Genomic DNA, 16,525 nt, shown 5'->3' on the forward strand with positions numbered 1-16,525 from the left:
AGCTATCTCCTACCTTTCTTTACTCAAATCTACAGAAACTACCTTAGAAACTCCCTTTTCCTCCATAGTAACTCCATACATAACATCACTAGCTTCCATAGTACCTTTTCTATGTGTAATAACTATAAATTGTATGTTTTCAGAAAACTCTCTTAAAAATTCTGCATATCTATATACATTTGCATCATCTAAAGCTGCTTCAATTTCATCTAAAATACAAAATGGTGTTGGCTTCATTTTCAATATTGCAAATAATAATGCTATTGCAGAAAGAACTTTTTCTCCACCTGACATTAAATTTATATTTTGAAGCTTTTTACCTGGTGGTTGAACATTTATTTCTATATCTGCTGTAAGCTCATCACCTTCACCTAATATAAGTTCAGCATTACCACCTTTAAATAATTCTACAAATGTTTCATTAAAGTTTTTATTTAATATCTTAAAATTTTCGCTAAATAACTCTTGCATTTTCACTGTCATTTCATTTATAACTGTCATTAGTTCTTCTTTAGCCTTATTTAAATCCTCTTCTTGAGATGCCATAAAATTATATTTTTCACAGACTTCTTCATACTCAGCAATTGCAGCTAAATTTACAGTCCCTAAAGAAGTTATTTGCGATTTCAATTTAAATATTTCATCTTTAACCCTAGATATATTATCTACTTCAATTGCAACTTCCATAGCTTCAGCTAATGTTAAATTTAATTCTTCATTTAATCTGAAATAATAATTTTCTTTTTCACTTTCTAATTTTGCAAATGAAATTTCTTTTTTATTAAGTTCGTTTTCTAAGGATCTTATTTCTTCAATTAATTCAGAAGTTTCCCCATCCTTTATTTTTAACTTATCCTTTAAACTTATTCTATTAGCTTCATCTACCTTAAATATATTTTCAAGTTCAGTTAATCTTTTATTTATAGTTTCAATTAATAATATCTTCTCATCAATCTTTTTTCTTAAATGTTCAATATTATTTTTCTTTTCTTCATTATCTTCTTTAAGTAATGAAATTCTTTCTTCTCTTTCTTTTTCTTCTTTTTCTTTTCTGTTAATATCAGTTTGTCTTGAATAAACTATTTCATCTAGTTTAGCCTTATTAATTTTAATTTGAATGTTTTCTTCCTTAATTTTATTGTAAGATTCATTTTTTTCTAAAAGTATTTTTTGTAAACTATCTACCTTTTCTTTATTATTAACTTTTGTTTCATTAAGTTTACTTAAAACTTCTTCTTTATTTTCAATTTCTTTATTTAATTTTATCAACGCTTCTTTATTTAAAATTATTTCTTTTTTTGAAACTTCTAAAGCATTTTTTAGTTTTAAACTTTCATTTTCTAAGGCCTTAACTTCACTTTCTAATCTTGTAATATCAATATTCTTACTATGAACTTCATCACTTTTATTTAAATTATCTTCATCTATTAGTTTAATTTCATCTCTTATTTTTTTAAGAAGATCTAATTCTAAATTATAATTCTTTTTATTTTCAATTAAACCTTCTTCTAATTCTTCAATTTCTCTTCTTCTACCTAAAATGCTTGAATTATTTTTCTTATATATGCTACCACCTGTAAGAGCTCCGCCAGGACTTATTACTTCCCCATCCAAAGTTACTATTCTAAGCTTATGAGAACCTACCTTAGATATCTTTAAAGCATCTTCCATAGTTTCAGCTATAATAGTTTTCCCCAATGAATAATCCATTATTTCCTTATATTTAGAATCAAAGGAAATTAAATCAGATGCTATGCCTAGATATCCTTTTAAATTTTTAATATCATTTGAAATATTAACTCTACTTCCCTTAATTATATTAAGAGGAAGGAATGTTGCTCTTCCTAGAGAGTTTTTCTTTAGATAATCTATCAATAATTTAGCTATATTTTCATCTTCAGTAATTATATTAGAAATAGCTCCACCCAAAGCTATTTCTATTGCAGTTTCAAATCTTTTTTCTGCCTTAAATATTTCTCCTAAAACTTTAGTTCCTTTTGCATAAGTTATTTGCCCACGATCTATTCTTTCCATCAATCTTTTAATAGATAGCTGATAACCTTCATAGCTCTTTTCTAAATCTTTAAGAGTTGCTAATTTACCTTCTATAGTATTAATCTTTTTTAAGCTTTCTCTTATAATCGTTTCTTTCTTAGTTACTTGCCCACTTAAAGATCCAATCTTTTTTTTATTTTCTATAATAACTTGTTGAATTTCTTCTCTTAGTTTTTTATAAGAGTTTACCTTCTCATTTATACTTGATATAGTTGCTAAATTTATACTTATATTTCCCTCTATTGTCTTTAAATTGTTTTCTCCATTTAAAGTAAGTTCTTCTTTATTTACTATTTCCTTGTTTAACAATGAAATAGTATTATTAGTTTCAGAAGTTTTTCTCAATATTTCAAATTCTTCTTCTTTTATTTTCGATATTTCATCTTCAAAATTCTTTATTTCAAAGTTTAAATTTTTAATTGTATTTTCAAATTCCTTAATTTGATTTTCCTTATGTATCTGCTCTTTTATCTTATCTTCTAATTCTTTTATTAAGGATTCTTTTTCTTCTTTTGATATATTTAGAGTATTTTCTAAGGACTTTACTTCTAATAAATCTTTTTTAATTATTTCTTCAAAGTTCTTAATTCTCTCTTTAAAAATTTCTATATCATTTAAACTTTGATTTACTTCTTCTTTCTTCGAATAATATTCACTTTTTTCTTTATCATTCTTACTTTCTAATTCCTCTATTTTATTTTCTAAGGATACCAATTCCTCTTTTGCTTTAGTTAACTCTATTTTTTTATCTTTTATATTTTTATTTCTTATATCTATTTCATTATTAACTTCATTAATATCTTTATCTATAGATTTTATATTATTTACTAATAAAGAAACCTCTCTAACCTTCAATGATTCTGCAAGTTCTGTATACTTTAAAGCTTTTTCTCTTTCTTCTTTTAAAGGTTCTAATCTTTCTTCATATGTTGAGATTATATCTCTAATTCTTACTAAGTTATTTTCAGTATTGGAAAGTTTTTTTTCTGCTTCTTCTTTTCTAGATTTAAACTTAACAATTCCTGCAGCCTCTTCTAACAAAGCTCTTCTTTCTTCAGGTTTTCCACTTAAAATAGCTTCTATTTTACCTTGTCCAATAAGTGAATATCCTTCCTTACCTATACCAGTATCCATAAATAATCCATGTATATCTTTTAACCTACATTTTTGATTATTTATTAAATACTCAGTTTCACCTGATCTAAATATTCTTCTTGTTACAGTCACTTCTGAGTAATCAGTATCTAAAGAATTATCAGAGTTATCTAAAGTAAGTGAAACTTGAGCTAATCCAACAGGCTTTCTAAATTGAGTTCCAGCAAAAATAACATCTTCCATTTTTCCGCCTCTTAAAGTTTTTACACTTTGTTCTCCCAAAACCCATCTTACAGAATCTGAAATATTACTTTTTCCACTTCCATTAGGACCAACTACTGCCGTTACACCTTTTTTAAATTTTAAATTGGTTTTATCTGCAAAAGATTTAAAACCTCTTATTTCTAGGGATTTTAAAAACATAGATACACTCCTTATCTAACCAATGATACTAATAAGCTCATAGAAAACATAATAGCTAAAAATATAGTAATTACATACATAAATCTTTGTCTTGTTTTCTTCTTCATAACTCCACTCCTATCTACTATTTAAGTTTATAGTAAAGATTAAAAAATATCAATATAAGGTAGGCAATTTATTGCCTACCCTATACTTATCTTTTCAACTCTTTTTACAACAATTATATTAAAATTCCCTCTGTTTATTTTATCATTAATCTTTATATTTATATTTCCATTAATACTTTCTTTAAGTTCATTAAAGTATAATTTTTTATTAGCATAAAGCTTACTTAAATCTTTAGAATTAATTTCAATTATTATATTTTCATCTTCTTTAATAGCATTTTTTATACTTTCACAAATAAGACTTCCTTCTACTAATTCTCTAAAAGAAGGATGGAAAGGTCCATCTACTAAATCTTTTCCCCAAGTTATATTTTCAGTTGGTTGTAGTCCAATCCTAATTATATTTATATTTGCTTTAGTATAAAGCTTGTATAATTCTTTAGAAATACTTACAGCTTCTTCTAAAGAATATGGTTTATATTCTCCTCTTTCATACATTTTCTCCATTGGAGTATCCTTTATAACTAAGGAAGGATAAATTCTGCATATATCTGGTTTCATCTCAATGGACTTTTTAGCTGTTTCTATATCTTTCTCAAAATTATCTCCAGGAAGTCCAGGCATAATTTGATGTCCTAATGTAAAGCCATATTCTTTTATTAATTTAGAAGCAATTTCTACATCTTTTACGCTGTGTCCACGTCCAGAAAGTTTTAAAATCTCATCATCTAAGGATTGAACGCCAAGCTCTATTATATCCACCTTGTAGTCTTTCAAATAACTTAATATGTATTTATTAATAGCATCAGGTCTAGTTGACATTCTTATTTTATCTATAAAACCTTTTTCTTTATATTCTTTTGCTACAGATAATAATTCTTTTTGTTTATTAACATCTATAGCAGTAAAAGTTCCACCAAAAAATGATACTTCTATTGTGGATTTATCATGATCTATAGTATTTAAATACTCTTCTATAGTATTTCTCACATCCCTATCTGTAACTTCCTCTTCAACTTCCTTTGCTATTTTATCTTGATTGCAAAATACACATTGATGAGGACAACCTATATGAGATATAAATATAGGAATAATATAATGTCTTTTACGCATTTACTACCTCCAACGATTTTAATGCTTCCTTTGCTGCATTTTGTTCAGATTCTTTTTTACTATATCCTTCGCCTTGACCTAGTTCTTTATCTTCCACAATTACAGAAGTATAAAACTTTCTTCTATGTGGAGGTCCTTCATACTTAAGTAATTCATATACTATGGTGACTTCTCCAGACTTTTGCATTTCTTCTTGAAGCTTAGTTTTGTAGTCTAAAACTATATCATTATTAATTGCCTTATTTATAATATCTTTGAAATGCCCTAAAATATAGTCTTTAACAAATTCTAACCCCTTATCTAAATATATTGCAGCAAGTAATGCTTCAACAGCATCTGCAATTATAGAAACTCTTTCTCTTCCTCCAGTTAATTCTTCTCCTTTACTTATTCTAATAAAATATCCTAAATTCAACTTTTTCCCTATCTCATATAAAGAATTTTCACAAACAATAAGACTTCTTATTTTTGTTAATTCACCTTCACTTTTATTTTTATAGTTTAGAAATAAATATTCTGTTATACATAACTGTAATATTGAATCACCTAAAAACTCAAATCTCTCATTATATTCTTCATCTCTATGTTGATTTGCATAAGAACTATGTGTTAATGCAGTTTTTAAAAGCTTAGGCTCATTAAAACTTAATCCTATATACTCCTCAATTTCATTAATATTAAACTTCGCCATATTCACAACTCCTCGAAGTTTATTCTTCAATTTGCTTTTTAATATTCTTTAAGAGAGCCAATTCAAGAATAAACTATTTTTAATAAAATTAAATATAAAATCCCGCATTTGCGGGATTCAATTACTCTTCTACATGATTTTTTAAATACTTAACTACATCTCCAACAGTTTTGAAGTTTTCTGCTTCTTCATCTGGAATTTCAGTATCTAACTCGTCTTCTAACGCCATCATAAGCTCTACTAAATCTAATGAATCCGCATTTAAATCATCTACAAAAGAAGAGTCCATTGTTATATTATCTTCATTAATACTTAATTTTTCAGCTATAATTTCTCTAACTTTATCGAACATCTAAATCACCTCCTACATATATCATTTAGATAATATTATATATTATTTATCTAGTCAATATACATATTGGCATAATTATATATTATTTTGTAGTTCTTCTTTAATTTTCTCCAATACTTTATTGTCATAAAAAGTCTTAGTTTGTCTTATAGCATTTTTAAAAGCCTTCCCATCTGAGCTTCCATGAGCCTTTATACATATCCCATTAACACCTAAGAATGGTGCTCCACCATATTCCTTATAATCAAACTTTATTTTTAATGATTTAAATACAGGCTTTAAAAATAAAGCTCCTAACTTACTAAGTAATCCACTTGATAAAATTTCATCTTTTATCATACTTAATAGTGTTGATGCAACACCTTCATACATTTTTAACAAAGTATTTCCAACAAAGCCATCACAAACTAAAACATTTACATCTCCATTCGATGTCTCTCTTGGTTCTACATTTCCTACAAAATTTAATTTTTCTTCTTTTAATAATTTATGTGCAGCTTTAGTTAATTCATTTCCCTTTTCTTCTTCAGCTCCAATATTAACAAGTCCTACCGAAGGATTTTCTTTTCCTAGTACTCCTTGGTAATATATTTTACCCATTTTTGCAAATTGAACTAAATAGTTTGGCTTACAATCAACATTTGCTCCAGCATCTACTATCATAAAACTTCCATTTTTACCTGGCATTATAGGTGCAAGTGCCGGTCTTTCAATCCCTTTAATTCTACCTACTATAAGGGTACATCCTGCTAAAAATGCGCCTGTACTCCCCCCAGATATTACAGCATCGCATTCCTTATCTTTTACAAGCTTTAATGCCTTGCATATACTTGAATCTTTTTTCTTCTTTAAAGCCATTACAGGATGTTCATTTGGTGAAATTACTTCTCTAGCATCAACTATATTAATTAAAGATTTATCATATGTATAATTTTTTAATTCCTCTTCAATTTTTTCCTTTGGTCCTGTTATATAGTATTCTATTCCTTGGTATTCATTAAGGGCTTTTATAACACCTTCAACTACAGCTTTAGGTGCATTATCTCCACCCATTCCATCTATAGCTATTTTCATAATACCTTTCACCTCTTTTCCTTATATATAAAGAAAAGAAAGTCATTTGACTTTCTTTATTCTTCTACTGAAGCAACTACTTCTTTACCTTTATAGAATCCACAGTTCTTACAAACTCTGTGAGCTAACTTCATTTCATGACATTGTGGACATTCAACTATTCCAGGTAAGCTCGCCTTAAAAGTTTGAGCTCTTCTTGAATTTCTCTTTGCTCTATATGTTTTTCTCGCAGGATTTCCCATTACTACACCTCCTTATTTCCAAACAACTCTTGTAACTTTGCCAGTCTTAAGTCTACATCATTTGTTTCACAATGACAAGAACCTTCGTTAAGATTTTTACCACATTGGTAACAAAGTCCCTTACAGCTGTCTGTGCAAAGTCTCTTAATAGGTAAGGTTGAAATAATAACATTTTCAACAAATTTAGCAATATCAAAGGTATTGCTATCTACAAAAATAATTTCTTCATCATTTTGAAGTTCCTTATTATTTGTAAACCTTTCTTCTATATCAATATCTATTGGATAGATAAAGGCCTCTAGGCATCTTGAACAATGAAGTTTCAAACTTGTCTTTATTGAAGCTTTTAAAGTTAAAACATCTGAATTAGAAATAACATTTCCAACTACTTTTAAAGCTTCCACAGCTTCTATTTTTTCTCCATCAAAATAAAGTGGAGCTAAATCATATGTTATATTGACTTCTTTTTTTCTATTCTTTGATGAAATTAGGTCTGAAAATTGTATAATCATATGTATTTGCTCTAGATCATGTCCTCATATCCTTCAGGATACATTATGTACATTATGTACATAGCTTGAGCAAAGCTTCATTTCACTCCTTAGATAAATATTTGCCGAATAAACACAATTTATTATATAAAGTGCATGATTAAAAGTCAAGCGATTTTATTTAAATAACTCACTAATAATTATGCACTTTTAATAATTTATTACTTAATTAACTCAACAGTATCTCTTGCTATCACTAATTCTTCGTTAGTTGGGATTACAAATGCCTTAACTTTACATCCTTCTTTAGATATTTCTCTAACTTTTCCTCTAACGTTATTTTTTTCTGTGTCAACTTCAACACCTAAGAATTCTAATCCTTTTAATATAGATTCTCTAGTTTCTGGTCCATTTTCACCAACACCAGCAGTAAATACTATTGCATCAACACCGCCCATTATAGCTGCGTAAGATCCAATTGTAGCTCTTACTTTATATTCAAATATAGAAAGAGCTAACTTTGCTCTATGAACATCTTCTTTAAATGCCGCATCTTCTATATCTCTAAAGTCTGAGCTAATTCCTGATATACCAAGAACACCTGATTTTTTATTTAATAAATCATTAACTTCATCTACTGATAAACCTTCTTCTTTCATTAAGAAAGTAACTATAGCAGGGTCTATACTACCACTTCTAGTTCCCATAGCTACACCTTCAAGTGGAGTGAATCCCATTGAAGTATCTATAGAAACACCATTTTTTATAGCAGCTAAACTTGCACCATTTCCTAAATGACAAGTAACTATTTTTAAATCTTTTATATCCTTACCCATAACTTCTGCAACTTTTTGTGATACATATTTATGAGAAGTTCCGTGGAATCCATATTTTCTTATTCCATGCTTTTTATATAAGTCATATGGTAATGCATAAAGATATGCTTCTTCTGGCATTGTTCCATGGAAAGCAGTATCAAAAACAGCTACCATTGGCGTATTTGGCATAAGTTCTTCACAAGCTTCAATTCCAATCATATTTGCTGGATTGTGAAGAGGTGCTAGTTTAAAACATTCTTTTATATAATCTTTAACTTCACTATTTATAACTACTGAAGATTTATATTTTTCTCCACCATGAACTACTCTATGTCCAACAGCTGTAATTTCATCCATTGATGATATTACTCCATTTTCTTTATCTACTAATGCATCTAAAACTAATTTTATTGCAACTTTATGGTCAGCCATAGGTTGTTTAACTATATATTTATCTCTTCCTTCAACCTTTTGTGTTAAAACTGATCCTTCAATCCCTATTCTTTCAACTAATCCTTGTGCTAAAGATTCTTCTGTTGACATGTCAATTAATTGATATTTTAGCGATGAACTACCGCAATTAATAACTAATACTTTCATTTGTATTTTTCTCCTTCCAATATATAATTATTTTTGTGCTTGCGCTTGAACTGCAGTTAAAGCAACTACATTTACTATATCATCAGAGCTACAACCTCTTGATAAATCATTTATTGGTTTTGCAAATCCTTGACACATAGGTCCTATTGCTTCTGCATTTGCAAATCTTTGAACTAATTTATATCCTATATTACCACTTTGTAGATCTGGGAATATTAAAACATTAGCTTTTCCAGCAACTTTGCTATTTGGTGCTTTTTGGGCAGCAACTTTATCTACTATAGCTGCATCTAATTGTAATTCTCCATCTATTAATAAATCTGGTCTTAATTCTTTTGCAAGCTCAGTAGCCTTTCTAACTTTATCTACCATCTCATGATCTGCACTTCCCATAGTTGAGAAAGATAACATAGCTACTCTTGGCTCAATTTTACAAAGATTTCTTGCAGTATCAGCAGTTGCTATAGCTATAGCAGCTAATTGTTCATATGTTGGATTTGGATTTACAGCACAGTCTGAGAATAATAACATACCATCTTCACCATACTTTGAACCTGGAACCATCATTATAAAGAAACTTGAAACTACTGATACACCTGGAGATGTCTTAATTATTTGAAGACCTGGTCTTAATAAGTCTCCTGTTGTATGTACAGCACCAGAAACCATACCATCTGCATCATTTAATTTAACCATCATTGTTCCAAAATATAAAGGATCTCTAACTATTTTTTCTGCTTTTTCTAAAGTCATACCTTTATTTTTTCTTAATTCATAAAATTCATTAACATAAGCTTCTAGTCTATCTGATTTGTTAGGATCTACTATCTCAATTCCATCTAGATTAACACCTAAATCCTTAGCTTTATTTTCTATAACTTCTTTATCACCTACTAAAATTACATAGGCTAAACCTAACTCTTGAATTTTTTGAGATGCAACTAAAGTTCTTTCCTCATCACCTTCTGGAAGAACTATTCTTCTTTTGTCAGCCTTAGCTGATTCCCACAATTTATTCATAAGTTCCATAATCATATTCTCCTTTCACGAAATACTGACTTTCCCATATACTAATATACCCCTAAATAACTATAATTTTCAACCTTAATTAATGAAAAGATTTAATTCTTTATATTGCAAATATTCAGAACAATATTTTTCATCCTTTAAACATAGGCATATAATTGACTTTTATTATAAAATTATTATGTTATAATGATTTTATATTTCCCATTAAGGAGTGTATTTATGAATATAACAGGAATAATTACAGAATATAATCCATTTCATAATGGACATATGCTTCATCTTAATTCTGCTAAAAAAGAAACTAATTGTGATGCCGTAATTTGTATAATGAGTGGAAACTTTGTTCAAAGAGGTGAACCCGCTATTATAGATAAATGGAAAAGAACTGAGATGGCTTTATTAAACGGTGTAGATTTAGTAATTGAACTTCCAACCTTTTATGCTATTTCTTCTGCTGAATTTTTTGCAAAAGGAGCAATAAATATTCTTGATAAAATTGGAGTTGTAAATAATATTTTTTTTGGAAGTGAATGTGGCTCTATAGATTCACTAAAAAAGATTGCTACTTTTTTAACTAATGAATCTATAGAATTTCAAGAAATTATTAAAGACAATCTTAATTCCGGTGTAACATATGTAAAAGCTAGAGAAGAAGCTTTGATAAAAATATTAAATGATGCATCTTTGACAGAAATTCTTTCTAGCTCTAATAATATTTTAGGAATTGAATATATTAAAGCCTTACTTAAAATAAATAGCAATATAACTCCATTAACATTAAAAAGAGAAGGTTCTAAATACAATGATAAGGAACTTAGTAGTATCTTTTCTTCTGCTACTAGTATTAGAGAAAAATTAAGAGAAGGTAAAGATATAAAAAGTTTAAGCAACTATATGCCTAATAATTCTCTAGAAGTTTTCCATAATCTAAACCAAGAGAATTATAATCTTGTTTTTCAAGAAAAAATGTATAATTACATAAAGTATAGATTATTAACAAATTGTATTAACTTTAACAATCTTTTCGAAGCAAAAGAAGGTTTAGATAATAAATTTTTAAAAGAAATATATCATAGTTCTACCTATGAAGATTTAATTTTTAGAGTTAAGAGCAAAAGGTATACTTATACTAAAATCTCTAGATTACTAACTCAAATTTTTTTATCATTAGATACTTTTTCTTTTGATGAATTAATTAAAGAAGAGTATTTATATGCACGTGTACTTGGTTTTAATGATAAAGGTAGACTTATATTAAAAGAAATGAAAAAAAAATCAAGTATCCCAATCATTACAAAGGTGAGTAAAAACATAAATAATCCTCTATTAGATTTAGATATTCAAGGAACAAAAGCTTATTCTATTTTAAATAGTAAATTAAATCCTTTAAGTGATTATTTAAATTCACCAATAATAAAATAATATTAATATTAAAAAGCAATATGAATATAAATACTATAGGAGGTAAATTTTATGATTAGTATTTATATTCTATGGCTTTTTATTTTTTTACTTGTAGCTATCTTATTTAAACTTCTTAATATTAAAAGAAATTATCTAATGTGTTTTTTTATAACTATTTTCATTATTTTTTTTATTGTAAATTTAAAAACAAGTATTGAATCCGCAATAAATGGAGCAAAACTTGTATTATATGCTATATTACCTACAATATTTCCATTTAGTGTTATATGTAATTTACTTATATCTTACGATGGAATATCTCTTTACTCAAAAATATTAGGTCCACTAATTTGTAAGCCACTTGGACTTTCTAAAAATTCATCTTTTCCAATTATAGCAAGTTTTATTTGTGGCTATCCATTAGGTGCTAAATATGCTTCAGATATATATAATTTAGGATATATACATAAAGATGAATATGAAAGATTATTAAATATAGCTTCTAATGCAGGCCCTGTTTTTATATTAGGATCTGTCGCTGTTGCTATGCTAAATAATATTAAGTATGGGTATATACTTTTAATAGCTAATTATTTATCCTGCATAATAATTGGTATGATTACTAAAAAAAATACTAAAAACAAAACAAATAAATTTGAAAATAAAATCTCATTTAAAGAATCAAATTTTGGAGATAACTTAAAATTATCTATGGAAAATGCAATAAATACTACATTAAATGTAAGTGCATTCGTAATTATTTTTTCAGTAATTATAAACATAATAAAAAGCACCACTTTAATAAGTGCTGCCTTTAGCTTTTTAGAAAACTTATTTAGATTGCCTACTGGATTAATATATAATCTTTTCTTAGGTAGTATAGAATTCACTAATGGATGTAAACTAATATCAACATTAAACTTATCTATAAGTTTAAAATTAAGTATAATTAGTTTTATATTATGTTTTTCTAGTTTATCTATCATAGCTCAAGTATCTTCCATTGTAAGTAAAGATTCTCCTAATTTTAAAAGATATATATCACTAAAATTTCTTCAAGGAATAATAGGTTTTATAATAACATTTATAGCCAGCACCTTTATTCTTATATCGGTGCCTACATTTAATTCTTCTCCTAATTACAATTATGAAGTAATTATATATAAATTATTTGGCTTAATGTATTTATTATTATTAATCCCTTTATTATTTTCATTTATAATAAATTTTATAAATAAAAAACTACATTCCTCTTAACTCAGAAATATTCTCCTTAATTTTGGTACCTGTTTCACTTAATTTTTCATCTATTTCTTTTGCAGTATACTCAAATGCCTTTTGCATATCTGAAATAAGATTATTTCTTTTTTCCTCTATTTCTCTATCTAATTGAGCTAATATTTCAGTTGAGTATTCTCTTGAACCTATTCTAATTGCCTTAGCATCTCTTTGTGCTAAGGCAATTATTTCATTTGCTCTTACCTTAGCTTCCTTAACAATATCATGATTTTCAACATTTTGTTTCATCATTTCCATTATTTCAGACTTTGTAGATTCATATTGCTTTTGAGCATCTCCTAAGATTCTATCTTTCTCATTCATAACCCACTGAGCTTTTCTTATTTGATCTGGAAGATGATTTATTATTTGATCAATAACCTCTAAAAATTCTTTTTTATCAATTACACTTTTCCCTGTTATAGGAACCTTAGGTGCCGTTTCAATTAATTCTTCTAAAAATTCTAAAAGTTCAATAATATTTACTTCAATCTTCTCCATCCCTACTCCCCCTTAAAATATCTAATTAAATTTTTTCTTTACTTCTAAAATCAACTCATCTGGTACAAGACCATTAATATTTCCACCAAACTTTGCAACTTGTTTTACAGAAGAAGAACTAACATATGAATATGCTGATGAAGTCATCATAAATACAGTTTCAATTTCTGAATCAAGTTTTGAATTCATAAGAGCCATCTGAAATTCATATTCAAAATCAGACATAGTTCTTAATCCTTTTAAAATAACTTTAGAATTATGTAACTTTGCAAAATCAACTAACAATCCATCAAAGCTTAAAACTTCTACATTTTTTATATCCTTTGTTACTCTTTTTATTAGTTCAACTCTCTCTTCAATACTAAACAAACAATTTTTATCTACATTAACTAAGACAGCAACAATAAGCTTATCATATATTTTTGCTCCTCTAGTTATTATATCTAAATGCCCATTAGTAATTGGATCAAAACTTCCTGGATAAATTGCAATATTCATTTCTTTCACCTATTATTTACTCCTCATAATTATATAGACATACTGTTGTATTGCCATATTTTTTACTTTTTAGTAATGTAATATCTTTATATCCTTCATATATATCTTCTATAGAGTCTATCTTAGTAATTATTATACCATTTTTCTTTAACATATTATTTTCTTTTATTATCTCAATCGCTTTAGGAATCATTTCTTTGCAATAAGGCGGATCTATAAATATAACATCAAAAATTTTTCCTTTTTTGCTTAACATACTTAATGCATCATATGAATCTAAATTAAGTGCAAAACAAAAATCTTGAAATTTTAAATTCTCAATATTCTTTTTTAACAAAGGAAAAGTAGTGCTGCTTTTATCTACAAGGTAAACTTCTTTAGCTCCTCTGCTAGCTGCTTCAAGTCCTAAACTTCCTGTTCCAGCAAAAACATCTACAACCTCAGCATCAGGTAAATAATTTTGTATCATACTAAACATCGCTTCCTTCACCCTATCTAAAGTTGGTCTAGTTTCTAAGCTTTCAGGAGGTATTAACTTTCTTCCTCTTGCTTTTCCTGCTATTATCCTCATTTAATTTCCTCCTTAGGTACTAATATTACAATTTTAACACAATATTTATTTATATACAATTTTTTTAATTAAAACAAATATATCGACTATATCTTTCAATAGATTTAGATATTTCACTGCATAATTTTACATTTTCTCTTTCTTTAGAATTAATTAAATTATTAGCTTCATGCCTTGCACATCTTAAAATATCTATGTCTTCATAAATATCAGCCAAAACTAAGCCAATGTCTCCACTCTGTCTAAGCCCAAACATTTCCCCGGCTCCTCTTAATTTTAAGTCTTGTTCTGAAATATAAAATCCATCAGTTGATGTTGTCATAATTTCCATTCTCTTTTTAGTCTTTTCATTTTTAGCATTTCCAATTAAAATACAATAGGATTCATATTCTCCTCTTCCAACTCTTCCTCTTAATTGATGTAACTGCGCTAATCCAAACCTCTCAGAGTTCTCTATTATCATAATAGATGCATTAGGAACATTTACACCAACTTCTATAACTGTGGTTGAAATTATCACTTTAACTTGATTTTCTTTAAACTTACCTATTATTTCATCTTTTTCTTTTGGTTTCATTTTACCATGTAAAATTTCTACACTTATATCACTAAAAAAATCTTCTTTCAACTCTTCATATAATTTTTCTACTGAATTTAATTCTAACTTTTCATTTTCTTCAATCAAAGGACATACTATATATACTTGCCTTCCTTTTTTTATTTCATCTAATGCTAAATTATATGCACTATTTCTTTCATTATCAGAATAAAATCTTGTATCTATCTTTTTTCTTCCCGGTGGAAGCTTATCAATTATCGAAACATCTAAGTCAGAATACATATATAAAGCTAACGTTCTTGGAATAGGTGTTGCTGTCATAACTAAAACATCTGGTCTTCTTCCTTTATTTATTAACCTATTTCTTTGTTCAACTCCAAATCTATGTTGTTCATCAGTTATTACAAGACCTAGATTATTAAATTCAACATCTTCTTGAATTAAAGCATGAGTTCCTACAACTAACATAGGTTTACCTTCTGCTATTTTTTCTTTTATTCGTTTCTTTTCTTTTGCACTAGTACTGCCAGTTAAAAGTTCTATATCTATATCAAATTTTTCAAAAATCTTTAAAGCTTCTAAATAATGTTGATTCGCTAATATTTCAGTAGGTGCCATTAAAGCTCCAACATATCCATTTTTTATTACATTAAATAGAGCAATTAATGCAACTATTGTTTTACCACTACCTACATCTCCTTGAACTAATCTATTCATTGAATATTTACTTTTTTGATCTCTTAGTATATCTCTTACTACCTTTGTTTGAGCTTCAGTTAAACTAAATGGCAATGATTCCTTTAAATCTCTTAATTCATCATGCCACTGAAATGATATCCCATCATTGCTTCTTAAATTATTTTTAAGTAATAAAAGTTTCATTGAATATGTAAAAAGTTCTTGAAACTTAAGTCTTGATATAGCTTTACTTAATTCAATCTTTCCCTTAGGGAAATGTATTTCTCTAATAGCTGTATCTAAATCTATCATATTATATTTATCTAAAATATTTTTAGGTAAATTATCAGTTATAACAACATTATCTAATACTTGATTAATTATTTTGGTTATTATCTTATCATTTAAATCTCCTTTAAGAGGATACTTGGGTATAATCTCACTTTCCTTTGCATCTTTGCAGCCTATCATCGGGTTAATTACTTCTAATAGTTTTCCATTTCTTTTGAATTTCCCAACTAAATCATAAGATTCATTAAGTTTGAAACTATTTCTTATATACCTTTGATTAAACCACTTCCCTAGAACTATGTTTCCTTTATAATCAAATTTTATTACAGATATAACTTTTCCACTCTTAGTCTTTACATCTCTATCATATCCTATAACCCTACAAGTTAAAATTTGTTTTTCTTCACCATCTATTTCATTAACTTCTACATCACTTCTTATAAATTCATAATCTCTCGGAAAATATAAAAGCAAATCATATATTGTAAAAATACCACATTTATTAAGCTTTTCAGTAAGCTTTGGTCCTACACCTTTTAAAGCTGAAACTTCCACTCCTATATTCATTTGCTCACCTCAAATTTTTATTCATAAATATTAAAACACAAGTTTCCACTTATGTAAATAAAGTAGTCACTTGTGCTTTTATAAATTT

General features: G+C 27.3%; 15 protein-coding genes. 2 read left to right on the forward strand and 13 right to left on the reverse strand.

Translation table 11 applies throughout. The features are described from left to right. Nucleotides 1-9 precede the first annotated feature (9 nt). The 9 genes from smc to pta all read right to left on the reverse strand — a co-directional run bounded on the left by smc (nucleotide 10) and on the right by pta (nucleotide 10,090). Nucleotides 10-3,573: a chromosome segregation protein SMC gene (gene smc / locus H9660_RS02940; protein WP_191748382.1), complete on the reverse strand. Its 3,564-nt coding sequence runs from the start codon at nucleotides 3,571-3,573 to the stop codon at nucleotides 10-12. Between the two features lie 182 nt (nucleotides 3,574-3,755). After that, a complete protein-coding gene (locus tag H9660_RS02945) occupies nucleotides 3,756-4,793 on the reverse strand; it encodes an elongator complex protein 3 (protein ID WP_191748384.1) in 1,038 nt (345 codons plus the stop codon). Next, nucleotides 4,786-5,484 (reverse strand): ribonuclease III, encoded by a 699-nt coding sequence (gene rnc, locus H9660_RS02950; RefSeq protein ID WP_191748386.1) that lies wholly within the window; start codon nucleotides 5,482-5,484, stop codon nucleotides 4,786-4,788. The genes H9660_RS02945 and rnc overlap by 8 nt, the downstream gene beginning before the upstream one ends. Nucleotides 5,485-5,605: 121 nt before the next feature. Continuing rightward, the gene (acpP, locus tag H9660_RS02955) at nucleotides 5,606-5,836 is read right to left on the reverse strand and encodes an acyl carrier protein (protein ID WP_191748388.1); all 231 of its coding nucleotides are present in this window, start codon (nucleotides 5,834-5,836) and stop codon (nucleotides 5,606-5,608) included. 75 nt (nucleotides 5,837-5,911) lie between these two features. Then, entirely contained in the window at nucleotides 5,912-6,910 is a 999-nt protein-coding gene (gene plsX, locus H9660_RS02960) for a phosphate acyltransferase PlsX (RefSeq protein ID WP_191748390.1), read from the reverse strand. A gap of 56 nt (nucleotides 6,911-6,966) precedes the next feature. Further along, the gene (gene rpmF / locus H9660_RS02965; RefSeq protein WP_008678357.1) at nucleotides 6,967-7,152 is read right to left on the reverse strand and encodes a 50S ribosomal protein L32; all 186 of its coding nucleotides are present in this window, start codon (nucleotides 7,150-7,152) and stop codon (nucleotides 6,967-6,969) included. Nucleotides 7,153-7,154: 2 nt separating this feature from the next. Then, nucleotides 7,155-7,664: a YceD family protein gene (locus tag H9660_RS02970; protein ID WP_191748392.1), complete on the reverse strand. Its 510-nt coding sequence runs from the start codon at nucleotides 7,662-7,664 to the stop codon at nucleotides 7,155-7,157. A gap of 200 nt (nucleotides 7,665-7,864) precedes the next feature. Continuing rightward, nucleotides 7,865-9,061, reverse strand: a complete 1,197-nt coding sequence (locus H9660_RS02975) for an acetate kinase (RefSeq protein WP_191748394.1) — start codon at nucleotides 9,059-9,061, stop codon at nucleotides 7,865-7,867. Between the two features lie 27 nt (nucleotides 9,062-9,088). Beyond that, entirely contained in the window at nucleotides 9,089-10,090 is a 1,002-nt protein-coding gene (gene pta / locus H9660_RS02980) for a phosphate acetyltransferase (RefSeq protein ID WP_191748396.1), read from the reverse strand. Nucleotides 10,091-10,309: 219 nt separating this feature from the next. On the opposite strand from pta, the gene H9660_RS02985 reads away from it, so the two are divergent. Beyond that, nucleotides 10,310-11,512, forward strand: a complete 1,203-nt coding sequence (locus H9660_RS02985) for a nucleotidyltransferase (RefSeq protein ID WP_191748398.1) — start codon at nucleotides 10,310-10,312, stop codon at nucleotides 11,510-11,512. Between the two features lie 51 nt (nucleotides 11,513-11,563). Beyond that, a complete protein-coding gene (ylbJ, locus tag H9660_RS02990) occupies nucleotides 11,564-12,751 on the forward strand; it encodes a sporulation integral membrane protein YlbJ (RefSeq protein WP_191748400.1) in 1,188 nt (395 codons plus the stop codon). Here ylbJ and H9660_RS02995 read toward each other — a convergent pair. The 4 genes from H9660_RS02995 to recG all read right to left on the reverse strand — a co-directional run bounded on the left by H9660_RS02995 (nucleotide 12,737) and on the right by recG (nucleotide 16,437). Further along, complete coding sequence (locus H9660_RS02995; RefSeq protein ID WP_191748402.1) at nucleotides 12,737-13,273, reverse strand: ATPase; 537 nt, start codon at nucleotides 13,271-13,273, stop codon at nucleotides 12,737-12,739. The genes ylbJ and H9660_RS02995 overlap by 15 nt on opposite strands. A gap of 21 nt (nucleotides 13,274-13,294) precedes the next feature. Continuing rightward, nucleotides 13,295-13,771: a pantetheine-phosphate adenylyltransferase gene (gene coaD / locus H9660_RS03000; RefSeq protein WP_191748516.1), complete on the reverse strand. Its 477-nt coding sequence runs from the start codon at nucleotides 13,769-13,771 to the stop codon at nucleotides 13,295-13,297. A 16-nt stretch (nucleotides 13,772-13,787) separates the two neighbouring features. Continuing rightward, complete coding sequence (gene rsmD / locus H9660_RS03005) at nucleotides 13,788-14,342, reverse strand: 16S rRNA (guanine(966)-N(2))-methyltransferase RsmD (protein WP_191748404.1); 555 nt, start codon at nucleotides 14,340-14,342, stop codon at nucleotides 13,788-13,790. Nucleotides 14,343-14,406: 64 nt separating this feature from the next. Continuing rightward, nucleotides 14,407-16,437 carry an ATP-dependent DNA helicase RecG gene (gene recG, locus H9660_RS03010; protein WP_191748406.1) on the reverse strand — a complete coding sequence of 677 codons (2,031 nt, stop codon included), beginning with the start codon at nucleotides 16,435-16,437 and terminating at the stop codon, nucleotides 14,407-14,409. Nucleotides 16,438-16,525 lie beyond the last annotated feature (88 nt).

The organism is Clostridium gallinarum, assembly GCF_014836325.1.
GTDB lineage: Bacteria > Bacillota > Clostridia > Clostridiales > Clostridiaceae > Clostridium > Clostridium gallinarum.